This window comes from Deinococcus indicus (genome assembly GCF_002198095.1).
In the GTDB taxonomy this organism is placed as follows: Bacteria; Deinococcota; Deinococci; order Deinococcales; family Deinococcaceae; genus Deinococcus; species Deinococcus caeni.
In genome coordinates, this window is record NZ_NHMK01000009.1 from 127,280 (window position 1) to 150,588 (window position 23,309).

Here is a 23,309-nt window from a genome sequence, read left to right on the forward strand (position 1 = left end):
CCGTAGATAGAGCCGGTGACGCCGTACCTAATATCAGGGTCGGAGGACGGGAGGCACCCTGCAAACCGATCGGGTGCCCCATTCCGAGTGACGCCGCGCTGGGACGACAGCCCCTGTCGTTTCCTGGTGCCGTGAACGTGACAGTGGCTGGAAAGCCCGCTCCGACAGAGATCAACGTGGCACCGGACTTCTCGAAGTTGCTGACCACACAGAAGCAGCAGCGGCAGCAGGTGAACGTGCAGGCGGATGCTGCTGGCATCATTGCGACGACGCCCGGAACTTTCAAACCTCCCATCAATGTCATAGAACTGAACAATTTCCTGACCGAAAAGCTGGGAAGGCCCTTCAAGCTGGAAAGTCGCCTGACTCCCCAGCAATTGCAGGAGATAAGGAACTTCCCCACCAGTCCCCAGAGCCTGAGCCCTCGCCTGACCGCGCAGGAACTGGAGCGGTTGCAGGAGTTCCTTGCTGCCAGATCAGACTTTCGCGGTTTCACGGGCTTTGATCTGTCCCGGCCACCGTTTCAGGCCCTGAATCCTTTTCAGATCAACCAACTGGACCTCCGGTTCGCTCCCGGCACACAGAACAACAAAGCCATAGAAGATCTTCTGGACAAGTCCCTGCGCCTCACGGGCCAGAGTTCGTTCACCGGTGTTGCTCGGGAGAAGCTCAAAGCCCAATTGCTGAACGGCACGGTGCCTACTATGACGTACACCCTGAATCCCGAACTGCTGCAGCGGTTGCAGGGGTCCACCCCACCGGACGCCTGCACGCAGGTCCAGGAAATTGAGGTGGCTGACCGGGCAAGTCAGGTTGCTTACCTCACCGCAGTGGACAACTACGGCGTCAATCTTCGCCTCGACCCGACAGCAGAACCGGTCGGCGGGCAGGTGACGGCAGTTGGAAGGATTCAGACGATGACTCCGGCCGCCAGGAGCAGCAATTGGTCGATACTGTCGCGCCGCAATTACGGTGTTGCCGCGCAGCCGAGACCTCAAGTAATGCAAGACAATCTCAGTGTTTACTTGCTGGATTCCCTGGCTGCTGATGAAAAAAATGATTACTTCCGGCGGACAGTGAATCTGGCATCGGGTGTCCGCGTAGAGTTCAGCGGACATGGCATTCATCTCAAGGAGATCATCATGGCCATCGCCAATGTCCCCGAAAGGGCATTCCGGATCTTGCCGGTCTGCGACGGGTCGGGGTGCAGCACGGCGAAGGTCATCATGGGGGTCTGTCAGGCCGCCGCCGAGAAGATTAGCTCGCCGGACAGGCGGGTGCTGGTGAACATGAGTTTCAGTACGCCACTGCCCGGCCAGTTGCTGCAGGGAGTCATGGAGTTCGCCGCGAGTAAGGGCGTTGTTTTCCTGGCAGCTCACGGAAACGCGCCTGACATGACCGAATCAGCCGAGATAGCTGGAGCAAGCCCGTTCTCATGCGCGAATCACGTGAAGGGTGACCGTTGCCATCACTTCCCAGGGGACTGGGCATACTCCAGTCGGGGTGCAGGTGCAATGCAGGGGGTCTACAGTGTATCTGCTGCGTCTTGCACTGCGAATGTCTGGAGTAAGTCGAGCTATACGCGCGCCGACCTGCCTGCTGATCGCGTCCAGAGTTTGCCGCCCAGCGTCTACTTCCCGGGGTCATGGCCGTTCATGGTCAAACTGAACGGACAGGAGAAGTACGCGGACTACAACGGCACCTCGTTCGCGACGGCCGTCGCCACGGCCATCATGATTCGCAACGGTGACCTGAAGGCCCACGCGCGCCTGAAGGGGAGGTGTTGAAAGAACGCAGGAGTGGCCGGACTTGGTACGGGTCCGGCCACTCTCAGGGGTGAATGGTTACACGCTGATTTCGGCGAATCTCGCGTTTTCTTGAATGAAGACTTTGCGGGGGGCGACTTCGGTGCCCATGAGGTTCTCGAAGACTTCGTTGGCGACGATGAGGTCTTCGATGCCGACGCGTTTGAGGACGCGGGTTTCGGGGTTCATGGTGGTGTCCCAGAGTTGGTCGGCGTTCATTTCTCCGAGGCCTTTGAAGCGTTGGATGTCGTATTTTTTGCCTTCGCGGTTGGCCTGGGCGACGGCGGTTTTCAGGGCGTCGTTGTCGTAGAGGTAGGTGCCTTTCTTTTCGCGGCCGATCATGATGCGGTACAGGGGCGGCTGGGCGATGTAGAGGTAGCCGGCTTCGACGATGGGGCGCATGTAGCGGTAGAAGAAGGTCAGGAGCAGCGTGGCGATGTGGCCGCCGTCCATGTCGGCGTCGGTCATGATGATGATCTTGTGGTAGCGGAGGTTTGACAGGTCGAAGTGCATGCGGTCGCCGGTGCCTTCGACGCCGGCGCCGATGGTGCCGATCAGGGCGCGGATTTCGGCGTTCTTGAGGATCTTGTTCAGTTCGGCTTTTTCGACGTTCAGGATCTTGCCGCGCAGGGGGAGGATGGCCTGGAAGCGGCGTTCGCGGCCGCCCTTGGCGCTGCCGCCGGCGCTGATGCCTTCGACGATGAACAGTTCGCTTTCGGTGGGGTCCTGGCTGCTGCAGTCGGCGAGTTTGCCGGGCAGGTCGTCGTTTTCCAGGGGGTTGCTGCGGCGGACGATGTCGCGGGCCTTGCGGGCGGCTTCCCTGGCGCGGGCAGCTTCGGCGGCTTTCTCGACGATGGTCTTGCCGACTTTGGGGTTCTCTTCGAGGAATTCGGCGAATTTCTCGCCGACGACGGCGTTGACGGCGGTCTGCGCTTCGCTGTTCAGGAGTTTGACCTTGGCCTGCGATTCGAACTGGGGGTCGCCGAGTTTGACGCTGACGACGCAGTAGATGCCTTCGAGGAGGTCGTCGCCGCTGGGGACGGGGTTCCCGGCTTTGATCATGTTCTTGTCGCGGGCGTACTTGTTCAGGATGCGGGTGTAGGCGGTCTTGAAGCCGGTCAGGGGGGTGCCGCCGTCGCGGGTGCGGATCATGTTGGCGTACGTCAGGATGTTGTCGCTGGCGTAGGTGTTGGCGTGGATGAACGCCACTTCGACCTCGACGTCGCTGTGCTTGCCGCGCATGACGATGGGCTGGTCGTACAGGAGTTTGGTGTCGTCGGTGACGAGTGCGCGGGCGAAGTTGGCGACGCCGCCTTTTTCGTGGAAGGTTTCTTCCTTGATCTGTCCGGCGTGCAGTTCGGTGCGTTCGTCACGGATGACGATCTTCAGGCCCGTCAGGTACGCGAGTTCGCGCAGGCGGTTGCGGATGCGGTCGTAGTTGAAGTGGTTGTCGAATTCCTTGAAGATCGCGGGGTCGGGGTGGAAGGAGACGCGGGTGGCCCAGGTGACGTCGCCCGGTGTGGGGCCTTCGTCGCGCAGGGGTTTGACGAGCGTGCCTTTCTCGAAGCGGATGTTGTGCAGTTTGCCGTGCTTGTTGACGGTGACGTCGAGGTAGAGGCTCAGGGCGTTCACGACGGTGCTGCCGACGCCGTGCAGGCCGCCGGAGACCTTGTAGGCGCCCTGGCCGAATTTGCCGCCGGCGTGCAGTTCGCTGAAGATGACTTCGATGGCGGGGCGGCCCTTGCTCTGCATGATGTCGATGGGGATGCCGCGGCCGTTGTCGGTGACGGTGGCGGCGCCGTCGGCGTGGAGGATGATGTGGATTTCGTCGGCGAAGCCGGCGAGGCCTTCGTCGATGCCGTTGTCGATGATTTCGGTCAGGAGCTGGTGGTAGCCGTCGATGCCGGTGCCGCCCTGGACGTACATGCCGGGGCGTTTGCGCACGGCGTCCATGCCCTCGAGGACGCTGATGTCGGCGGCGGTGTAGTCGGCGCTGGGGCCGGCGGTGGTGGTGATGTCCTGCACGGGGGCGTTGACGGGGTCGTCGATCTGGGTCATGGGGCTCCTGGGGCGCGGCTCCCGGTGGGGCCGGCGCTGGTGTGGGTGGTGGTGGGGTGGGGCGCGCGTGTTGGGGCGCCTTCCGGGTCTGTTCAGTATACTACTGCGGTTGAAAAGGGTCAAATATTTTACGTCTATAACGTAATACGCCGGCAAAGTCCGATCCCGTCTGCCGTCACGGAAATGCCGTGCAGCAGCCACTCCGGCCCGCAGGTGCAGCCGGACCGCGCCGCGCCCCCCACCGCCCCCGCCTCCGGAAGCGTCAAAATACGGCACGAATGGACCGCGCCCCTGCCAGCACCGCCCCGATCACCGCCCCGCCACCGGCCCCCCGGCCGGGGCGTTCCCGGCCACTGACCGCCCTGCTGCTGACCTGCCTGCTCCTGAACCCCACCCAGACCGGCGCCGCCCAGACTGGCACCCCCCAGAGCGGAACAGCCCAGACCAGAACAGCACAGACCACGCAGGCCAGCGGAGCGGCGGCAGTCCAGCCTGCCTGCGCCCTGCCCGCCGGCCCGCTGCCCACCCGCACCCGCGCCGTGATCGTGCTGGACACCAGCGGCAGCATGCGCGGCCTGGGCGACGGCCGCGCCGACATCTTCGAGCAGGTCAAGGCCAGCGTGGACCGGTACGTGCAGGTCCGCACCCCGGACGAACTGACCCTGATCACCTTCGACGGCGGCCTGCGCACCCGCCGCACCTTCAGCGACCCCGCCCGCAACCCCGACTGGACCGCCGCGCTGGCCGCCACGCGCGCCGACGGCAACAACACCTACCTGTACCGCAGCCTGCGGGCCGCGCTGCAACCCCTGACCCCCCAGCCGGACACCCTGACGACCGTGTTCGTCCTGACCGACGGCATCGACAACGACAGCGCTGCCACGGCCGGAGCCGCGCAGGCCGCCCTGGACGCCTTCACCGCGCGCGGCCCCCTGGACCGGCTGCACTACGTGGCGCTGGGCACCGACATTCCCGCCGCCGCCCGCGCCGCCCTGGAAGGCAGCGACTACGCCAGCGGCCTGACCCTCCCGCTGCGCCGGATTCCCGACCTGACCGGCCAGACGGCCGCCGGCACCGGCCTGGAAGGCGGACTGCTGACCATCACGGACCCCGCCGCCGCCGACACCGCCTTCCCGCCCGGCACGCCCCTGACGCTCGCGGTCAGTCCCGGCGCGCGCAACGTGCGGCTGAACACCGCGCGACTGAACAACGTGCCGGCCGACACGGGCCGCCTGAACCTGACCGGCCCCGTGCAGGCCGGCGCCGCCGCGCTGCTGTGCGCCCCGCCCAGCGAGGCGGCGGGACAGGTGGCGCCCCGCGCCCGCCGCGTGCTGCTGCGCCTGACCGGCAGCGCCCCCCTGCTGACCTGGCTGAACCCCGGCGAGGACCGCACCCTGAAAGCCGGCGAGCACGCCACCCTGCGCTACCGCGCCGCGCCCGGCCTGCCGCTCGAACAGGCCAGCGTCCGCGGCGCGGCGGGCCTGCGCGCCGAGGTCCGCGCCCTGCCCGGCAGTCGTGAACTGAGCGTGCAGTTCATGGGCCTGGACCTCCCGGCCGGTCAGAGCGTCACGCCCACCCTGCTCATTCCGGGCCTGCCGCCGCAGCCGCTGCCCGCCCTGACCGGCGCGGCCGGGGGACGCCTGCCGACCGTCCCACCGGTCACGGCGCCGGTCACGCCCACCCCGCCGACCACGGAGCCGACCACAGGCCCGGCGGGCGGAGCGGATTCCGGGCGGGCGCCGTCCCCGCTGGCCGCCCTGGTCGGGCTGGCGCTGGCCGCCGCGCTGCTGCTCGGGTGGCGGGCCCGCCGGAAGGCGCCCGCCCCGGCCGCCCGCCCGGCCCGCCCCGCGCCGCCCACCCCGGTCGAGGGCCTGGAGTACCGCGACGACCGCACCCTGGCCCTGGTCGGCGCGGACGGCGAGGTCAGCAGCGTCCCCACGCCGCTGGGCGGCCCCTTCGACCTGGGGCAGATGGCCCGCGTGCCGCACCTGAGCGGCCTGCGCGCCGAACAGCACCGCGACGGCCTGCGCATCCTGCGCTTCCCGCCGGACCTGGAAGTCAGTCAGGGTACCCGCCTGCTCAATCCCGGCGACGTCGTGCGCCCCGGCACCCTGCTGGGCGTGGCGGTCGCCCGGCGGTCCCGCGCGCCGCACCCCACCCTCGGCAGCCTCGCCGGGCTGGGCCTGCCCCTCGCGCTGCACAGCCGCGGCCCCGTCCTGCACGTGCGCGGCCCGTACGGCGAGCACGCCCTGCGCGTCCACGCGCCCGTCACGGACCTCGGCGAGGCCCTGCGCGCCCCCGCCCTGGAAGGCCTGAGCGTCAGCCTCAGTGGCCGCGACCTGCTGCTGCTGCACGCCCCGGACACCCTGCAACTGCGCGTCGCCGGCGAGAACACCGTCCTGACGCCCGGCACGCCCCTGCCCCCGCACGCCGTCGTGGACTTCCTGGGCTGACAGAGCGGACAGGGGAGGGGAGGCGGGGACGCCCGCCCACGCCCCGCCGCGATACGCTGCGGACATGGAGCTGATCCGCCTCATTCATAACGTCCGGTTCGACACGCCGCTGGGCATTCTGCTCTCGACCCCGCTGACCGTCGCGTGCCTGATCCTGACCGTCTGGAGTCTCGTTCCGGCCATCCGGGGGCGGGTAGACAATCCCTTCCTGATCTGGGTGCGCCTGACCTGGGTGACGCTGCTGCTGCCGGGCGTGACCGGCATCCTCCTGGCCCTGGGCGGCCAGAAGGTCGCCAGTGCCACCGACGCCGGTGGCGGCGTCACGCGCTACGGCTTCCCGCCCGACCCCAGCCGCAACGGCGAACACTGGATGTACGTGGCGTTCGTGCTGCTCAGCATGTACATCATCGAGATGCTCAGCCGGGGTCGCTGGGTCGATCCGCGCGTGGGCCTGCGGCTGCTGCCGCTCGTGGCGTTCTTCATGTACGGCTGCGCGTTCATGATCGGGCGGGTCGCGGTGTTCCCCGGCAGCACCCCCGGCACCTGACGCACCCGGCATGAACGTCGCGTCAGGCGCGCTTCATCCTGAGCCGACACAACTGTGGTCAGGTGGGACGTCATGCGCCGAACCTCCCTGCTGCTCCTGCTTCTCCTCGGCCTGACTGGCCCGGCCGGCCCCGCGCTGGCCGCCAGTGCCCCGCGCACCGTCACGGTCCGCGCCGGGGACACGCTGTACCGCATCGCCACCCGCACCGGCACCAGCGTGGCCGCCCTGCGCGCCGCGAACGGCCTGAAGGGCGACGTGATCCGCGCCGGGCAGGTGCTTCGCCTCAGCGCAGGCGCTTCCGCTCCTGCCCCTGCCACCACGGCGGCGGCCACCGCCCGGCGGCACACCGTGAAGCAGGGCGACACCCTGAGCCTGATCGCGCGCCGCTACGGCGTGAGCGTCGCCGCCCTGAAAGCCGGGAACAGCCTGACCAGCAGCGTCATCCGCACCGGCCAGACCCTGAAGATCCCGGCCCGAACCACCCGCCCCGCCCCGGCCCCCACCACCGAGGTCCGGGTCGTGTACCGCTACGTCCGCATGACCGCCGGGGACACACCCACCCGTTTCGCCGCCCGTTACCGCCTGAGCGTGGACCACCTGCGCCGCCTGAACGGCCTGAACACCGCCCGCCTGATCGTGCCGGGCCGGAAACTGCTCGTCCCCAGCCGCGTCCCGGTCCCGATCCCCCCCCGCCCGGTCCGCCCGGCCGTCAGCTTCAAACGCCTGACCCCGCTGAGCGTCCCGGTCCGGATCGCGAACGTGGACCTGCGGCACCGCGACACGCTGATCGCGCCGGTCCTGGCCAGCCCGCGCGCCGCGTTCGGCAGCGGCGCCCGCGTCAGCCAGCTGGCCCGGAACAGCGGCGCGAAAGTCGTCATCAACGGCTCGTACTTCCACCCGCAGACGTACGCCCCGGCCGGGGACATCGTCATGCAGGGCCGCATGCTCACCTGGGGCCGCATTCCCATGGCGCTGGCCATCACCCCCGACAACCGCGCCACCATCCGCGCCAGTACCACCCCGCTGCTCCAGCGGCCCCTGGACACCACCTGGGCCGGCATGGAAACCGTCATCGCGACCGGCCCCCGCATCCTGAGCGGCGGCCAGCTGATCACCCGCTACAACGCCGCGTTCCGCGACCCGGCCCTGTTCGGCCGCGCCGCCCGCAGCGCCATCGGCCTGATCAGCAACCGCGACCTCGTGCTCGTCAGCACCCACATGAAACTCACGACCACCGAGATGGGCCGCGTCATGGCCCGCCTGGGCATCCGCGACGCCCTGCTGCTCGACGGCGGCAGCTCCACCGGCATCGCCTGGAACGGACAGGCGGCGCTCGACAGCGTCCGCAAGGTCAGCTACGGCATCGGCGTGTTCACGGACTACACCGGCCGCCGCTACGCCCGCTGACACAGCGGCAGATACGCTGCGGGTCGCGTCCACCCGCATGACCCGGTTGGAGTCCGCATCATCAGGCCTCCGATTGAATGGGCTGCAGAGCCCGCTGGTCCGAGCGAAGCGACTCGGAGAGCTGCCCCCGCAGAGTGGGAGCAACACGCCCCTCCGGACGTGGAGCCGGCAGGGGCGGTGAAGTTCCGGATTGCCAGCGAAACAAACGGCAGTCCGTATGAGCCAGTTGCCGGCCGTGTTCAGCGCAGGATGGCGTGGCGCAGTTCAGGCCAGCTCGCGTACATGAACATCTGCACGGGCAGATCGTCACTCACCAGTGCGTACCCGGCGCTCGCTGCCGCCGCGTCCGAGACGTAGAGTCGCTGCACACGGTTGCCTGCGTAGGACACGGCGACCAGCGTCCATCCGTCGGCTTCCAGCGACGCGCACACCTGCTCGTGCGTGCCGGGCACCTCCACCCGGCCGGTCAGGGTGGTTCCACCCGCGAGGATGGCCCCGGATGTGGTCAGGGACGCCAGCCCCTGCGCGGGCGCGCCACACCCGGCGAACAGGGCCGCGCCGATCAGCAGCGGCCGCAGGCGGCGCACAGACGTCGGGAGGGGAAGGATAGAGATCAGGGTCCACATGAGGTTCCTCCTGCCCGCCCACTGGAGAGGATTCCGGGCGGCCTGCGCGGCTGCCGGGTGGGGCGGGTGCCATAACCCTGCGCCGCCCCCCGTGACCGCAGCGTGCCCGTGCCGTGACCGCCCGGCGTCCTGTACGCTGCTGGCCGCACGCCGTATCCGGCGGGGGCCGGACCGGGGCTGTCCTGCGGACGGACGCTGTAGCATGCGCGGATGTTGACCGCACCCTTCCTGACGGCCGCGCCGGTGCGCGCATGAAACCCGAACAGCTCCAGTCGCAGCTGACCCGCGTGCTCAGCGAGGCCATCTCGGGCCTGCGGGACCCGCGCGTGCCCATGATCGTGACCGTCGAGCGCATCAGCCTCACGAGCGACTACGGCATCGCGCGGGTGTACGTGAGCGCCATGACCGGCGACATGGACGAACTGCTCGAAGCGCTGCGGGGCGCACGCGGGCACCTTCAGCGGCAGGTGGCCGAACAGGTGAAGCTGCGCCGCACGCCCACCCTGGAATTCCACGCCGCGTCCGACGCGGTCCTGTGACGCCGGCCGTGACGGTCATCCGGGTCCGTTACGCCGAGACGGACGCCATGGGGGTCGTTCACCACGCCACGTACCCGGTGTGGTTCGAGGTGGCCCGCACGGACCTGATGAACGCCCTGGGCCTGCCGTACCGGGAGGTCGAGGCGCGTGGTTACTACCTGATGCTGGCCGGCCTGAACGTCGAGTACCGCCGCGCCGCCCGTTACGATGACACCCTGCATGTCCTGACGCGCGTGACGTCCGTACGCTCGCGCACCCTGACCTTCACGTACGAGGTCCGGCGCGGCGACGAACTGCTCGCCACGGGCGAGACGCGCCACATCGCCACCGATCACGGCTATCGCCCGGCGCGCCTGCCGGACGACGTGCTCGCCGCGCTGTCCTCACCCGGACCCTCCTGACCCGGCCGGCGCGCTAGACTGCCCGTCACATGAGTAACCTGTCGCGCACCCTGCCCATCAAGCGCGCCGCGCACGTGTACCTGATCCGCGACGGGCACCTGCTGCTGGTCGAGGAACGCATGGACGACGGCAGCATCTTCTACGGCCTGCCCGGCGGCAAGGCCAACGCCGGCGAGACCCTCGGGGACGCCGCCGTGCGGCAGGTGCTGTACGAGACCGGCCTGACCGTCACGGACCTGATGTTCGTCAGTCTGCTCGAAGGCGAGCTGCTGCCCGGCACCCGTAACGAGTGTTACGCCATCTTCGGGCGGTTCACCGCGACCTTCCACGGCGAACTGGACCCCACCGACCCCGAGGTGGTGGGTGTCAAGTGGGTGCCGTTCGAGCAGGTCGAGTCCCTGGTCCGTTACGGCCCGCCGCCCGAGGTCGAGGAACGCAACCCGCTGATCTGGGTGCCCACCCGTGACTTCGTGCGCGGCCAGCCCCGCGCGTACTACCCGATCTGACGGCCAGCCCGCGCCGCCCTCAGGGAATCCTGACCGGACCTTAAGGAACGTGGGGTAATTCACACTGCCTGGACCGGGCAGTGTACGCTGGCCCCCATGTGGCCATTTGGAAAAAGCACTGCTGACCGAGTCAAAGACGCCATCAACGAGCAGACCCGCCTGAAGGACCTGGGGCTGCAGGTTCAGGAGCGTGGCGGCACCGTCACGATCACCGGCATGGTGCCCAACGAGCGCTACGTGGGGCTGATCAACGCGGTGGCGGGCGGGATCAGCGGCGTCAAGAACGTCGATACCAGCGGCGTGACCTTCGAGCAGCAGGTGGCGGCGCCCGCCCAGCCGGCCCCGCAGGCCCCGGCGGCGACCGTGCAGGAGGCCGCCCCGGAGATTCAGCCCACCACCGGGAACCTGAATGCCCGTCCCGCGCCGGCCCGCGCCGCCCCGGCAGACGATATTGAGGCCGAGGTCGAGGACCGCAGCCGGATTGCCAAGGCTGTCCTGAAGGCCCTGCGCGGCAACGTGGAACTCGCGGACGATCCCATCGACGTGCTGCAGAGCGGCAAGAGCGTCATCCTGCGCGGCGTGGTGGACAACGATCACGAGCAGCGCCTCGCCGAGAAACTCGCCCGCGAGGTGCCGGGCGTGTCGGCCGTGGACATCAGCGGCCTGCGGGTCGCCGTCGGCGCCAAGGAACTGGCGAAGGAAAAAGACCAGGACACCGGCGACACCGTGTACACCGTGAAGGCCGGCGACACCCTGGGCGCCATTGCCCAGAAGTACTACGGGAACGCCGCCGAGTACCGGAAGATCGCTCACTTCAACAACATCAGCAACCCGGACCTGATCAAGGTCGGGCAGAAGATCCGCATTCCCGGCTGATCCGGCGCGCCCACTGTTGGTGCGTCCGTCCACGGAGGCCTGCCACGCGGCGGGCCTCCGCCTTTCGTGGGACGAGCGGGTGGGGTGCGCGGCGCTACGCTGCGCGGCATGATGAAGGTCATGGGAGCGGTGCGGGAACGGGGCGGGTCACGCGGCGTGCGTGGCGGGCCGCTGCGTGACCTGACCGATCCCGCCACGTACCGCGCGGCGGCGTACGTGCTGCTGACCCTGCCGGTGGGGCTGGTCGTCGCGGCGCTCCTGACGGTGGTGATCGCGGGCGGCCTGCTGACCCTGCCGCTGCTGATCGGGGCGCCCGCCCTGCTGGGCGCATTGTGGCTGGTGGGTGCGCTCGGTGACGTTCAGCGGGCGCTGGCGGGCGTGCTGGGCGTGCGGTTCACCCGTCCGCCGCCCCCCGCCTACCCCGGCGTGCTCGCTTGGCTGGGCGCGCAGCTGTCCTCGCCGGTCACGTACCGCACGCTGCTGTTCCATGTGGTGCAGTTGCCGCTGGGGCTGCTGTGCTGGCTGGTGCTGGCCGCGCTGCTGGGGCTGGCGCTGCTGGGGCTGGCCGCGCCGGGGTGGGCGCTGGGGTCGGCCGTGCCGGTCATGTGGAACGAGTGGACGGTGCAGCCGGGGCCGGTGGCCGTGGCGGGCCTGATGCTGGTCGGGCTGGGCCTGCTGATCGTGGCGGGCGGCGTGCTGAACCTGATGGATCGCCTGTGGACGCGCCTGACGTCGGCGCTGCTGACCCTGGACGCCGGGGACGAGGCGGCCCGGCGTGAGGTCGTGGCGCTGCGCCGCGCGGCCGGACGGGTCGCGTTGGGCGACGACCTGAACGCCACGCTGGCCGACCTGACCACCCAGGCCTGCGCCGCCAGCACGGCCGCGCAGGTCACGCTGCACGCCCCGGACGGCACGCTGCGCGCGTCGAGCGTGTCCGACCCCTGGGCCGATGCCTGGAGCGGCCCGTGGGCAGACGGCGCGGAGGGCAGTCCCCCGGACACGGCCCTGCCCCGGCCGGGCGAGGCGAACGTGCTGCCGCTGCCGGACGGGGGAGTGCTGGCGGTGCTGCCGGTGTCGCTGCCTGCGTCGGCCGGAACGCTGGAGGGCGGCACGCTGCGCGCCCGTTACCGTCCCGGCGTGCGGCCCGGCGAGGACGAACTGGCGTTCCTGCTGAGCATCGCGGATCACGCCGGAACCGCCCTGCACGCCGCGCAGCTGATCGAACGGGCGGGCGCGCGGGCCGGCGAGCAGGAACGCGCCCGGCTGGCCCGCGAACTGCACGACAGCGTCGCGCAGGCCCTGTACGGCATCACGCTGGGCGCCAAGACGGCCCGCGCCACGCTGGAACGCGATCCGGCCCGGACCCTCCAGAGCCTGGACTACACCATCCGGCTGGCCGAGGGCGGCGTGTCCGAGATGAAGGCGCTGCTGTTCAGCCTGCGCCCCGACGCGCTGGAGGAGGGCGGCCTGACCGCCGCGCTCACGCAGCACGCCCACGCCCTGGAAGCCCGGCACGGCCTGAAGGTGCACGCCGAGTTGCGCCGCGAACCGGACCTCGCGCCGGACGTGCAGGCCGCCGCGTACCGCGTGGCGCAGGAGGCGCTGCACAACGTCGTGAAGCACGCCCGCGCCGCGCAGGTGTGGGTTTCGCTGGCGCAGGACGGCCCGCTCGTGACCCTGACCGTCCGGGACGACGGGCGCGGCTTCGACCCGCAGGCGCAGGGGCGCGGCACGCTGGGCCAGCGCAGCATGCGCGAACGCGCCGCCGGGGCCGGCGGGACCCTGACCGTGCAGTCCGCGCCGGGCGAGGGAACGACCGTCACCCTGACCCTGCCCGCCGCGCCTCCCGCCCCACCCCTGCCCACGCCGGGCGCGGTGGGCGCGTGACCACCGTGCCGCCCTCCCGGCCACTGCTACCGGTCCTGGGCCGCATGGCCGCCGGGCTGCTGCTGGTGGCGGGCGGGGCGCTGCTGGCGTGGCAGAACGTCACGCTGCACCCCACGCCCGGCATGAGCGTGCTGGACACACCCGTCAGCGTGCCCCTGGACGGCCCGCTGCCGCTGGACCTGGCCCGCACGGCCGGCCTGAGCTTCAGCGGCGACCGCGTGAACCTGACGCTGGGCGCCCTGCCGGCGGGCAGCGCCCTGGCCGTGCAGGGCCGCGTGCGTCACCGCGCCCGCAACCCCGTGCAGGCCGACGTGACCCGCCAGGGCCGCGCCCTGAACGCCGCGCTGACCCTGCGCGTGCAGCCGCTTGACCGGGGCGGCGTGATCGTGAGCGGCCCGGAGCAGGTGCAGCACGCGGCGGACCTGCTGCTCGCGCGGAACCTGCCGCTCACGCTGGGGGTCGTCACGACCAGCGGGAACGTCACGGCCGACCTGGGACCGCTGCGCCTGCGGAGCCTGAGCCTGCGCAGCGACAACGGCGACCAGACCCTCGACCTGCCCGCCCGGCCCGCCGGGCCGCTGAGCGTCGTGACCCGCAGCGGCGAGGTCACCGTCCGCGCCGCGCCCGGCTCGGCCCCGGACGCGCTGCGCGTGAACACCGCCAGCGGCGACCAGACGCTCGACCTGGGCGCCATGCGCACCCAGACGCTGGGCGTCGGCACCGAGAGCGGCGACGTGCGCCTCACGCTGCCGACCGTCACGGGCCGCGCCACCCTGACCACCGACAGCGGCGACCTGACCGTGACCGCCACGCCCAGCACGCGCGGGAACCTCGACATCCGCACCCAGAGCGGCGACGTGACCCTGCGCGTCCCGCCCGCCCTGAAGGTCCGGGTGCGTTTCACGGACCGCGACAGCCTCTCCTGGCCGCGCGGCGCGCCCGCCTCGCTGGCCCCGGACCTCGACGTGTTCGTGGACGCCCCCCGCGCCCGGTTCACCCTGCGCCCCCTGGAGGACACCCCATGACCCACCCCACCGCCCAACCTTCCACCGAACCGTCCGTGCGCGTCCTGCTGGTCGACGACCACGCCGTCGTCCGCCAGGGCCTGCGCCTGTTCCTGGGCCTCGATCCCCTCATCGACGTGATCGGCGAGGCCGCCAACGGCGAGGAGGCCCTCGCGCAGGTCGCCGCGCTGCACCCCGACGTGGTCATCATGGACCTGATGATGCCCGTCATGGACGGTATCACCGCCACCCGCGCCCTGAAACGCGCCCATCCGGACACCGAGGTCATCGCCCTGACCAGCACCCTGGAGGAACACAAGGTGAACGGCGCCATCGAGGCCGGCGCGATCAGCTACATGCTCAAGGACGCCTCGTCGGACACCCTGGCCGACGCCATCCACGCCGCCGCGCGCGGCGAGGTGCGCCTGCACCCGGAAGCGGCCCGGCGCCTCGTGCGGGACTTCCGGGGCGGCGAGATGCGCGAGAGCCTGACCCCCAAGGAAACCATCGTCCTGCAACTCATCGCGCACGGGTACAGCAACCGCGACATCGCCGCCGACCAGAACGTCAGCGAGGCCACCGTCAAGACCCACGTCTCGCGCCTGCTGGGCAAACTGGGCCTGGACAGCCGCACCCAGGCGGCGCTGTACGCCCTGAAGCACGGCGTCGCCAGCCTGGACGGCGTGGACCTGTAGCCGTCTCCTGCATCTCTTCTGTCGCGTATAGTGGATGAATGTCTATCATGCGCGACGAAGCGACGGACGCCATCGCCCAGCGCCTGCGCCTGGAACGCGAGGCGCGCGGCTGGTCCCTCGCCGACCTCGCCGCGCGTTCCGGCGTGGCCCGCGCCAGCATCAGCCGCATCGAACGCGGCGAGATGAGCCCCACGGCGGCGCTGCTCGTGCGCCTCGCCGGGGCCTTCGACCTCACGCTCGCCGGGCTGCTCGTCCGCGCCGAGGCCGCCGCCAGCCGCCTGACCCGCGCCGCCGACCAGCCCGTGTGGCGCGATCCGGCCACCGGCTACACCCGCACGCAGGTGTTCATGCGCCCCGACCACCCGGTCGAACTCGTGCAGGTCACCATGCCCCCCGGTGGGCAGGCCGCGCTGCCCGCCTCCTCGTACGCCCTGATCCGGCAGGTGATCCAGGTGCAATCCGGCCAGCTCACGGTTACCGAGGGCGGCGACACCCACCACCTGCACGCCGGGGACAGCCTGGGCTTCGGCCCGCCTGCCGACGTGATCATCGCCAACACGACCGCCCACCCCTGCACGTACCTCGTCGCACTCGCCCGGAGCTGACCCCATGACCGACCTCCAGATCACGCCGCTGACCCACGCCGCCCTGCCCCAGCTGGCTGAACTCCTGACCGAGACCGTCGCCGCCGGAGGGTCCGTCAGCTTCATGCATCCCCTGGCGCCCGCCGACGCCCGCGCGTTCTGGCAGGCGTCCCTGAACGCCGCCGAGGCAGGCGGGCGCGTGCTGTACGGCGCGTGGCACGGCCCCGAACTGATCGGCACCGTCACGTTGCTGCTGGACTTCCCGCCCAACCAGCCGCACCGCGCCGAGATCGCCAAGATGATGACCCGCGTGGCGTGGCGCGGCCAGGGCGTCGCCACCGGCCTCCTGAGGACCGCCGAGGCCGAGGCCGCCCGCCGGGGGCGCACCCTGCTGACCCTCGACACCTCCGTGGACGGCGGCGCCAGGAAACTCTACGAGGGCGCCGGCTACACCCTGGTCGGTGAGATCCCCGACTTCGCCCTCACGCCGGACGGCCGCCTGAACGGCACGCTCATCTACTACAAGCGGTTGTAAACAGCAGAGGCGGCGGGCCGCGTGTGCCACACCGCCTCCCACCTGTTGCCGTTCAGCCCAGGTCGTCCAGCACGCCCGCAAGGTCCTTCTTCACGCAGGTGAACATCGGCGTGTCCTGCAACGTGAACATGCTCGCCTCGGTGTAACGCAGGCGGTGGACCAGATCCACGAATTCCTGCGGGTAGTCGCTGTCGAAGCTCACCACGAACTCCTGATCGTCGATGCCGTAGGAGTAACTGGTGTTGATGCGCACGCCCTTGAACGGCACGCTGGCGTTGATGTGCTCGTCCATCATGCCCTGGCGGGAGTGCGGGGTCAGGTCGTACCACGCGCGGGTCTTCACGAACGGGTAGATGAACAGGTACTGACCCTGGCCGGGCAGGATTTCCAGGCCGTGCCCGCTGCCCTCCACGCGGTTTACGTACTGGCTGCGTTTGTTCATGGAGATGAAGTTGTACGGCTGCGTCAGGTATCCCATCAGGCGCGTGCGGTTCAGGCGGGCCTGCGACTCCTGGAAGTCACGCACGTCGAACGCGATGCGCCACAGCATGAAGTCCACGTCGCCACGCACGCCCACCAGCGAGTACGGGCGCAGGATCAGGCCCTTCTCGGCGGGCGCGTCGGCCACCCAGCCCTGCGCGGCGGCGAGGAACTCGGCCTTCAGTTCGTCCCGTTCCGCCTGCGGCAGCCGCCGGAAGGAGGGGTCCAGCTTGAAGAACGCGTAGTTCAGGAACTGCCGGTTGGCGCGGTCGGCCTCGCGGCCCGTCACCTGACCGCTCGGGTCGAGGTCCACCATCATCTTCGGGCGGCCGGGCCGCGCGGCGGGCGCGGGCGCTCCCGTCTCGGCGGGCATCGCACCCTCGGGGCGGGTGCCTTCAGGACGGCCGCTCACTTCGCGCCTCCCGCGACGACCTCGCCGCGCAGGTCGTGCGTCAGGCCGAAGTTCTCCCGGTACAGCGCCTGGATCGCCCCGAACTCCTCGTCGGTCAGCGGCGCGGCGTCGAAGGTCGCGGCGTACTCCTCGAGGTTCTGCGCCGAGTAGATGTTCGGCAGGACGCTCGCCATGACCGGGGACCGCAGCGCGAACTGAATCGCCAGCTGCCCGACCGTGCGGCCACGGCCCTCCACGAACTGCGCCTGAAGCTGCTCGACCTTCTTCAGGCCGTCCTCCATCCAGGCCTTGCGCCGGGCGTTCGTGGTCATGCGCCAGTTGCGGTGGTCACCGGGCTCGAACTCGGTGTCCAGCGTCATGTACCCCTCCAGCAGCCCGGAGGCGTGTGGCACGCGGGCCATCACGCCCACGCCGGCCGCCTCGCCCGCCGGGAGGATCGCCTCGCCCAGCATCTGCTCCAGGAGGTTGTAGATGATCTGCGTGGGCGCGCGGCGGTCGCGGACGCTGGCAATCCCTTCCTCGATCTGCCGTTCGTTCAGCGCCGGCCCCAGCGCCGTGCCGTACGCGCGGATCAGGCCCTCGGATTTGGCGCGGTCCAGTTCGGCCCACAGGTCGTCCGCCAGCGCCGAACCGGGCGCGATGGCGTCCATGCGCGGATTGTGCAGCTGGTAGTAGTCGATGTAATCGGTGCCCAGGCGTTTCAGGCTGCCTTCCAGCGCCTTTCGCAGGTAAGCGGGCGTCCAGTCGTGCGGACGCTCCTGCTGCCCCGGCCGTTCCGGGTGGGTGTAGATGTCGTACCCGAACTTCGTGCCGATCACGATCTGATCGCGCACGCCGCCCAGCGCCTCACGCTGGAGTTCCTCGGCGCGGCCTGACGCGTACGTGTCCGCGTTGTCGAAGAACGTGACGCCCAGATCGAACGCCCGGCGCAGCAGCCCCTTGCCCATCTCCTCGTCCTTGACGCCCCACCAGGTCGTGCCGACCGTCCACACGCCGAACCCGACCGCGCTGACGGTCAGGTCGGTGCCCTGCAACTTGCGGTATTCCATGCCCGGCACTATGTCACCCCCGACCGGGGAGGGATGACCCCGAACGACCGGTCAGGCAGGCCGCCCCGGCGCCCATCCGGTCCCCCTGTACCCTGAGCACATGCTGAAACACGTCTCGTTCCTCACCCGCGACCTGAACGCCACCGTCGCCTTCTACGAAACACTGGGCGCCGTCACCGAGAAGAACCTCACCACCCCCGAGGGTTACCGCCGCGCCGTCCTGCGCCTCGGGGAGGGCCGCCTCCAGTTCTTCCAGATCCCGGAGCAGGCCCCCGCCCCGCACCCCCACTGGGCCGAGCACATCGCCCTGCACGTCACCGGTCTGCGCGCCCTGCTGCCCACCCTGCGCGCCGGCGGCGTCACCGTCACCCGCGACCTGCAACCCAGCCCCGGCGGCCGCGACATGGCCTTCGTGCAGGACCCCGACGGCCGGCAGGTCGAACTGCTGGAGGCGTGAGGGGATTCCGGGCACCCCGCGCCCATGCTCTTGACCATCACCCATCACCCATCACCCATCACCCAGGCGCTAGCCTGAACGCATGACACCGACCATCGTGATCGTGCCGGGCCTGGGGGACAGCGGCCCGGAACACTGGCAGTCCCTGTGGACCGAGAAGTTCGGCGCAGCGCGCGTGCAGCAGGACGACCCGGACCGCCCGACCCCGGCGGCGTGGTCGCAGCGGCTTCAGGAGGTGATCGAGGCGACGCCGGGCGAACTGGTGCTGGTCGGGCACTCGTGCGGGGTGCTGAACATCGTGCACTGGGCGGCGCTGACGGGCGGGCACGAGCGGGTCAGGGGCGCGGTGCTGGTCGGCCCGACCGACGCGGACCGGGCGTTCGAGGAGTACCCCACGGTAGCGGGCATGGCGCCCGTCCCCATGCAGCCCCTGCCGTTCCCGGCGCTGGTGGTCGCCAGCGAGAACGATCCCTTCGCCAGTTTCGAGCGGGCGCAGGCGTTCGCGGACGCCTGGGACGCCGCGTTCATCTCGGCCGGCGAGGCGGGGCACATCAACGTCGCCAGCGGGCACGGCGACTGGCCCGACGGAGAGGTGCTGCTGAGTGAGGCCCTGCACGCCTGGACCCCGCCGGACATCGTGCGGATGTGATCCGCACCCGGATGGCAAGGGGCTGCAAAGACCCCTCCATCCCAGTCCGCATGAGGAACATGGTGCGTGGGGAAAAGCCGCCTCGCCACCGCTCTCCACGCCCCGTACCCCGTTACAGCAACGCCGCCCCGGTCATGCGATCGGGGCGGCGTCGTGTGTCGGGTTCAGGCGCTGGGCTGGGCGGCCTTGTCGACCGGGGCGCTGTGCTTGTCGAGCAGCGTCTCGAAGGCGCGTTTGGGCTGGGCGCCGACGACTCCCTCGATGGGCTGGCCGTCCTTGAAGAGGATCAGGGTGGGGATGCTCATGACGCGGTACTGGCCCTGCGTGACGGGGTTCTCGTCCACGTTGACCTTGCCGATCTTGACGCGGCCCTCGTACTGCCCGGCGAGTTCCTCGATGACAGGCGCGATGATGCGGCACGGTCCGCACCAGGGGGCCCAGAAGTCCACCAGGGTCAGGCCGCTGGCGATCTCGTCGTTAAAGTTGCTGTCCGTGAGTTCCACAGGCTTCATGTCCGTCACTATACGCCCGGGGGGCATGGTCAGGATGGGGGTGGGATGGGGGAGACGCTCACCGCTCGTTTAACCGCTGTGACGCGGCTCTCATATCGACTCCGGTTGAAGGGGCTGCGCACACTGGCCCGGGCGGATGCGCGTGAGAGAGAGACGGAATCCGTATCAACCCCCCGCCGGGCCGCGTTAGGCTGGGTGGGTGAACGGCCCTGACCACTGGACGGACCGCGACGCGCAGGCGTTCGCGCGCGGCGCGGCCCTGTTCGCGCGCGGCGAGTGGTGGGAGGCGCACGAGGCCTGGGAGGAGCCCTGGCAGCGGGCCGCCGGGCCGGACCGGGCGTTCCTTCAGGCACTGATCCTGCTGGCGGCGGCGCTGCACAAGCGCTGGCATCACGGGAGCCTCACGCACCGCAACTACCACAAGGCGGCGCGGTACCTCGATACCCTGCCGCCCGCATACGGGGGCGTGGATCTGGCCCGCCTGCGCGCGGAGGTCTGGGAGGCGTTGGGCGACCCGGCCCGGCGACCCACCCTGCGACCGGCCCCCCCGGCGACCCCCATAGCCCCGGTCCCGCCCGGCCCGTGAGTGCGGGCGGCCAGTCCGGGCCGGGAAGGCTGCTGCGGGGGCCGGGGGGCTGGGTGGGCTGCGCGGGCGTCGGGTATCCTGACGGGCGGACGTTCCCCATCCGGGGGCGTGACGCGGCTCGCCCCTGGGCGGGCGGCACAGGAGAGACATCAGATGGAACGCATTGCACTTTTTATTGACGGCGCGAACGTGTACGCAGCGGCCAAACGACTCGGCTGGAACTTCGACCACCGCAAGATCCTGGAGCACTTCTCGGCGGGCGGCGCGCTGCACAACGCCTTCTACTACACGGCGGTCCCCACGCCCATCGACGACAAGCAGAAGCGCTTTACGGACGCCCTGACGTACATGGGGTACACGGTCCGCACCCGCCCGCTGCGCGAGGCGACCGACGAGGGCGGCGACACGTACCGCCGCGCCAGCCTGGACATCGAGATCGTCACGGACCTGCTGTCCACCAGCGACCGCTACGACACGGCCGTGCTGCTGACTGGCGACGGCGACTTCGAGCGTCCGGTCGAGGTGCTGCGCGCCCGTGGCAAGCGCGTGGTCGTGGCCTGCATCGCCGAGATGACCAGCTACGAACTGCGCAACGCCGCCGACGAGTACGTGGACTTCAAGGACATCCGCGAGCACGTCGAGCGTCCCGGTTACCGCCTGCCCAGCGAGTCGCGCGGCAACAGCGGCGAGCACCGCCCGTTCTACACCTCGGCGGCGCTGCAGGAACCCGATGACCGCTGAACCCCCCGTGGCGGCCGCGGACCGCAGGGTCCTGCCGGTCGCGCTGGACGCCATGGGCGGCGACCACGGCGCCCCGCCGAACGTCGAGGGGGCCGTCCTGGCCGCCCGCGCCGGCGTGAGCGTGCTGCTGGTCGGGGACCGCGTGAAACTGCACGCGGAACTCGGGAAGCACGCCGGGAGCGCCGCGCTGCCCATCGAGGTGGTCGAGGCGACCGACGTGATCGGCATGGACGAGCACGCCAGCGACGTGCGGCGCCGCACGCAGGCCAGCATCAACGTCGCCACCCGCCTCGTAAAGGACGGGCGCGCGTCGGCGGCCGTCAGCATGGGCCACAGCGGCGCGACCATGGCGTCCGCGCTGCTGACCCTGGGCCGCATTGGCGGCGTGGAACGCCCCGCGATCCTCACGCACCTGCCGGCCCGTGGGGGCTTCACGACGCTGCTGGACGTGGGCGCCAACGCCGACGTGAAAGCCGCGTACTACGCGCAGTGGGCGCGGCTGGCCAGCGTGTACCTGCGGGTCGTGGAGGACCGCGAGAACCCCACCGTGGGCCTGCTGTCCATCGGCGAGGAAGACCACAAGGGCAGCGCCCTGGTGCTCGAAGCGCACGCCCTGCTGCGCGAGCAGCACGGCCGGGGCATCAACTTCCACGGGAACGTGGAGGGCCGCGACATCTTCCGCAACACCACCGACATCGTCGTCACCGACGGCTTCACCGGGAACGTCGTCCTGAAACTCGCGGAGGGCGAAGCCAAGGTCCTGTTCGGCTGGGTCAAGGAAGCCCTGAGCGGCAGCCTGAAGACCAAGCTGGGCGGCCTGCTGGTGCGCGGCGCGCTGCGCGGCCTGGCTGACCGCATGGACCCCAGCACCTACGGCGCGAGCCTGCTGATCGGCGTGCGCGGACTGGCGTTCATCGGGCACGGCAGCGCCGACGCCCGCGCCGTCAAGAACGCGCTGCTGCGCGCCGCCCGCGCCCACGAATCCAACTTGATTCCCCGCCTGGAAGCCGCCTTCCAGGATCAGGCCCGCTGACCCGGCCCGGCTGACCCACCCGGTGGGGCCTGGGCAGCCCCGCAGAGCCCTCACCTTCCCGCCGCGACGGCCGGATGGTGGGGGCTGAACCGTCCCCCCACACCCCTCACGTTCTCATGAGTAAGGTGGGGGGCATGCTGGATGAACTGAGTATCCAAATCACCAAGCCGCAGGTGTGGATCGGACTGGCCCTGACAGCCGTGTTCGCCTACGCCATCTACCGTTTCGGACGGCTGCTGATCAAGGCGCTGACCCCCCACATCCACCGCCGACTCGCGCCGGTCCTCAAGTGGGCGTGGCTGCTGACCGTCAGCGTGTCGTGGCTGGCGGTCGCCACGTTCGTCGCGTACCTGCCCAGCGTCCCGGTGCTGTTCGAGCTGGGCCGCGACATCACGCAGGGATTCCGGCACAGCGCCGGGCAACTGGTCGTGGTGATCGCCATGGCCCTGATCGCCTGGAACCTGATCAGCACCCTGGCGGCCCGCATCGTCGCGGAACAGGAATTCAACCGCCGCAGCGTGCGCGTGCAGACCCTCAAGGGCGTCGTGGAAAGCACCCTGCGGGTCGTGGTGGTCATCATCGGCGCCATCGCCGCCCTGCAGGCCATCGGCCTGAACGCCACCAGCCTGCTGGCCGGGGTGTCCGTGCTGGGCCTCGCGGTCGGTTTCGGCGCGCAGAGCCTGATCAAGGACGTCTTCAACGGCTTCTTCATCCTGCTCGAGGACCAGTACGGGGTGGGCGACGTGATCACCATCAACACCGGGCAGCTCTCGGGCGGCGTGGAACGCCTGAACCTGCGCGTCACCGCCCTGCGCGCCCTGGACGGCACCATGCACATCGTCCCGAACGGCCAGATCCAGACGGTCAGCGTGAGCAGCAAGGACTGGTCGCGCGTGGTCGCCGCCGTGGACGTCACGTACAACGCCAACGTCGACGAGGCCCTCAAGGTATTGCAGGCGGTCAGTACCGAGCTGTACGAATCGCCCGACTGGCGCCACTTCTTCCTGGAGGAGCCCGAGATGCAGGGCGTCGTGCAGCTCGCCCCGGACGGCGTGACCCTGCGCGCCCTGTACAAGGTGCAACCCAAGAGCCAGTGGGCGCTGGGCCGCGAATTCAACCGCCGCATCAAGATCGCCATGGACGAGGCCGGCATCGAGATTCCCTTCCCGCAGCGCAGCGTGAACTTCGGCGCGAACCCCATCGAGATCCGCCTGACCCGCGACGAGGCCGCCGCGCCGAACGCCGCGCAGGACACCAGCACCCAGAACCGCCGCCGCCCCCCGGTCGAACCCAGCCTGGGCCGCGACCCCGAGGAAGAAGAGATCTGATACGGACTCCGATTGAATGGGCTGCAGCTGCTCCTCAGAGTGGCAGCAGCGCACCCCTCTGGACGTGGAGCCGGCAGGGGCGGTGAAGTGCCGGGTTGTCGGCGAAACAGACGGAGTCCGTATGAGCAGCGCCCCCGAC

Annotated in this window: 24 protein-coding genes; 19 read left to right on the plus strand and 5 right to left on the minus strand. The window is 70.1% G+C overall.

Features of this window, described 5'->3' with window-relative positions; translation table 11 throughout:
* Nucleotides 1-131 precede the first annotated feature (131 nt).
* Entirely contained in the window at nucleotides 132-1,787 is a 1,656-nt protein-coding gene (locus CBQ26_RS21220) for a S8 family serine peptidase (protein WP_172417898.1), read from the plus strand.
* A gap of 57 nt (nucleotides 1,788-1,844) precedes the next feature.
* On the opposite strand, the gene CBQ26_RS03205 is transcribed toward CBQ26_RS21220, so the two are convergent.
* Complete coding sequence (locus tag CBQ26_RS03205; RefSeq protein ID WP_088247145.1) at nucleotides 1,845-3,863, minus strand: DNA gyrase subunit B; 2,019 nt, start codon at nucleotides 3,861-3,863, stop codon at nucleotides 1,845-1,847.
* Between the two features lie 278 nt (nucleotides 3,864-4,141).
* On the opposite strand from CBQ26_RS03205, the gene CBQ26_RS03210 reads away from it, so the two are divergent.
* The 3 genes from CBQ26_RS03210 (at nucleotide 4,142) to CBQ26_RS22770 (ending at nucleotide 8,270) form a co-directional block, all read left to right on the plus strand.
* Nucleotides 4,142-6,316 carry a vWA domain-containing protein gene (locus CBQ26_RS03210; RefSeq protein ID WP_088247146.1) on the plus strand — a complete coding sequence of 725 codons (2,175 nt, stop codon included), beginning with the start codon at nucleotides 4,142-4,144 and terminating at the stop codon, nucleotides 6,314-6,316.
* A 64-nt stretch (nucleotides 6,317-6,380) separates the two neighbouring features.
* On the plus strand, nucleotides 6,381-6,863 hold the full coding sequence (locus CBQ26_RS03215) for a hypothetical protein (protein WP_088247147.1): 483 nt from the start codon (nucleotides 6,381-6,383) through the stop codon (nucleotides 6,861-6,863).
* 72 nt (nucleotides 6,864-6,935) lie between these two features.
* A complete protein-coding gene (locus CBQ26_RS22770) occupies nucleotides 6,936-8,270 on the plus strand; it encodes a LysM peptidoglycan-binding domain-containing protein (RefSeq protein ID WP_088247148.1) in 1,335 nt (444 codons plus the stop codon).
* A 239-nt stretch (nucleotides 8,271-8,509) separates the two neighbouring features.
* Here CBQ26_RS22770 and CBQ26_RS03225 read toward each other — a convergent pair whose 3' ends face one another.
* Nucleotides 8,510-8,896, minus strand: a complete 387-nt coding sequence (locus tag CBQ26_RS03225; RefSeq protein WP_143341967.1) for a hypothetical protein — start codon at nucleotides 8,894-8,896, stop codon at nucleotides 8,510-8,512.
* A 251-nt stretch (nucleotides 8,897-9,147) separates the two neighbouring features.
* Here CBQ26_RS03225 and CBQ26_RS03230 point away from each other — a divergent pair, with 251 nt between their 5' ends.
* The 9 genes from CBQ26_RS03230 (at nucleotide 9,148) to CBQ26_RS03270 (ending at nucleotide 15,923) form a co-directional block, all read left to right on the plus strand.
* Entirely contained in the window at nucleotides 9,148-9,435 is a 288-nt protein-coding gene (locus CBQ26_RS03230) for a ribosome-binding factor A (protein WP_088247150.1), read from the plus strand.
* 8 nt (nucleotides 9,436-9,443) lie between these two features.
* On the plus strand, nucleotides 9,444-9,836 hold the full coding sequence (locus CBQ26_RS03235; RefSeq protein ID WP_268248335.1) for an acyl-CoA thioesterase: 393 nt from the start codon (nucleotides 9,444-9,446) through the stop codon (nucleotides 9,834-9,836).
* A gap of 29 nt (nucleotides 9,837-9,865) precedes the next feature.
* On the plus strand, nucleotides 9,866-10,342 hold the full coding sequence (locus CBQ26_RS03240; RefSeq protein WP_055362805.1) for an NUDIX domain-containing protein: 477 nt from the start codon (nucleotides 9,866-9,868) through the stop codon (nucleotides 10,340-10,342).
* 96 nt (nucleotides 10,343-10,438) lie between these two features.
* Nucleotides 10,439-11,218: a BON domain-containing protein gene (locus CBQ26_RS03245; RefSeq protein WP_088247152.1), complete on the plus strand. Its 780-nt coding sequence runs from the start codon at nucleotides 10,439-10,441 to the stop codon at nucleotides 11,216-11,218.
* A gap of 108 nt (nucleotides 11,219-11,326) precedes the next feature.
* Entirely contained in the window at nucleotides 11,327-13,105 is a 1,779-nt protein-coding gene (locus CBQ26_RS03250) for a sensor histidine kinase (RefSeq protein ID WP_244897979.1), read from the plus strand.
* A complete protein-coding gene (locus CBQ26_RS03255) occupies nucleotides 13,102-14,130 on the plus strand; it encodes a DUF4097 family beta strand repeat-containing protein (protein ID WP_229844287.1) in 1,029 nt (342 codons plus the stop codon). The genes CBQ26_RS03250 and CBQ26_RS03255 overlap by 4 nt, the downstream gene beginning before the upstream one ends.
* Nucleotides 14,127-14,804: a response regulator gene (locus tag CBQ26_RS03260; protein ID WP_088247153.1), complete on the plus strand. Its 678-nt coding sequence runs from the start codon at nucleotides 14,127-14,129 to the stop codon at nucleotides 14,802-14,804. Before CBQ26_RS03255 ends, CBQ26_RS03260 begins: the two co-directional genes overlap by 4 nt.
* A gap of 38 nt (nucleotides 14,805-14,842) precedes the next feature.
* Complete coding sequence (locus CBQ26_RS03265; RefSeq protein WP_088247154.1) at nucleotides 14,843-15,409, plus strand: helix-turn-helix domain-containing protein; 567 nt, start codon at nucleotides 14,843-14,845, stop codon at nucleotides 15,407-15,409.
* A gap of 4 nt (nucleotides 15,410-15,413) precedes the next feature.
* Nucleotides 15,414-15,923, plus strand: coding sequence for a GNAT family N-acetyltransferase (locus tag CBQ26_RS03270; protein WP_088247155.1), 510 nt, complete (start codon nucleotides 15,414-15,416; stop codon nucleotides 15,921-15,923).
* 52 nt (nucleotides 15,924-15,975) lie between these two features.
* Here the strand turns inward: CBQ26_RS03270 and CBQ26_RS03275 are convergent, their stop codons facing one another.
* Both CBQ26_RS03275 and CBQ26_RS03280 read right to left on the minus strand, forming a co-directional pair.
* Nucleotides 15,976-16,722: a chlorite dismutase family protein gene (locus CBQ26_RS03275; protein WP_088247866.1), complete on the minus strand. Its 747-nt coding sequence runs from the start codon at nucleotides 16,720-16,722 to the stop codon at nucleotides 15,976-15,978.
* A gap of 89 nt (nucleotides 16,723-16,811) precedes the next feature.
* The gene (locus tag CBQ26_RS03280) at nucleotides 16,812-17,864 is read right to left on the minus strand and encodes an aldo/keto reductase (RefSeq protein WP_088247156.1); all 1,053 of its coding nucleotides are present in this window, start codon (nucleotides 17,862-17,864) and stop codon (nucleotides 16,812-16,814) included.
* Between the two features lie 100 nt (nucleotides 17,865-17,964).
* On the opposite strand from CBQ26_RS03280, the gene CBQ26_RS03285 reads away from it, so the two are divergent.
* Nucleotides 17,965-18,321 carry a VOC family protein gene (locus CBQ26_RS03285; RefSeq protein WP_088247157.1) on the plus strand — a complete coding sequence of 119 codons (357 nt, stop codon included), beginning with the start codon at nucleotides 17,965-17,967 and terminating at the stop codon, nucleotides 18,319-18,321.
* A gap of 82 nt (nucleotides 18,322-18,403) precedes the next feature.
* Nucleotides 18,404-18,970: an RBBP9/YdeN family alpha/beta hydrolase gene (locus CBQ26_RS03290; protein WP_088247158.1), complete on the plus strand. Its 567-nt coding sequence runs from the start codon at nucleotides 18,404-18,406 to the stop codon at nucleotides 18,968-18,970.
* Nucleotides 18,971-19,134: 164 nt separating this feature from the next.
* Here CBQ26_RS03290 and trxA read toward each other — a convergent pair whose 3' ends face one another.
* Nucleotides 19,135-19,482: a thioredoxin gene (gene trxA / locus CBQ26_RS03295; protein WP_088247159.1), complete on the minus strand. Its 348-nt coding sequence runs from the start codon at nucleotides 19,480-19,482 to the stop codon at nucleotides 19,135-19,137.
* A 199-nt stretch (nucleotides 19,483-19,681) separates the two neighbouring features.
* On the opposite strand from trxA, the gene CBQ26_RS03300 reads away from it, so the two are divergent.
* From CBQ26_RS03300 to CBQ26_RS03315, 4 genes are all read left to right on the plus strand, one after another.
* Nucleotides 19,682-20,068 carry a DUF309 domain-containing protein gene (locus CBQ26_RS03300; protein ID WP_088247160.1) on the plus strand — a complete coding sequence of 129 codons (387 nt, stop codon included), beginning with the start codon at nucleotides 19,682-19,684 and terminating at the stop codon, nucleotides 20,066-20,068.
* A gap of 153 nt (nucleotides 20,069-20,221) precedes the next feature.
* Nucleotides 20,222-20,809 (plus strand): LabA-like NYN domain-containing protein, encoded by a 588-nt coding sequence (locus CBQ26_RS03305; protein ID WP_088247161.1) that lies wholly within the window; start codon nucleotides 20,222-20,224, stop codon nucleotides 20,807-20,809.
* Complete coding sequence (gene plsX, locus CBQ26_RS03310; protein WP_088247162.1) at nucleotides 20,799-21,842, plus strand: phosphate acyltransferase PlsX; 1,044 nt, start codon at nucleotides 20,799-20,801, stop codon at nucleotides 21,840-21,842. Before CBQ26_RS03305 ends, plsX begins: the two co-directional genes overlap by 11 nt.
* 134 nt (nucleotides 21,843-21,976) lie before the next feature.
* Nucleotides 21,977-23,170, plus strand: coding sequence for a mechanosensitive ion channel family protein (locus CBQ26_RS03315; RefSeq protein ID WP_088247163.1), 1,194 nt, complete (start codon nucleotides 21,977-21,979; stop codon nucleotides 23,168-23,170).
* Nucleotides 23,171-23,309 lie beyond the last annotated feature (139 nt).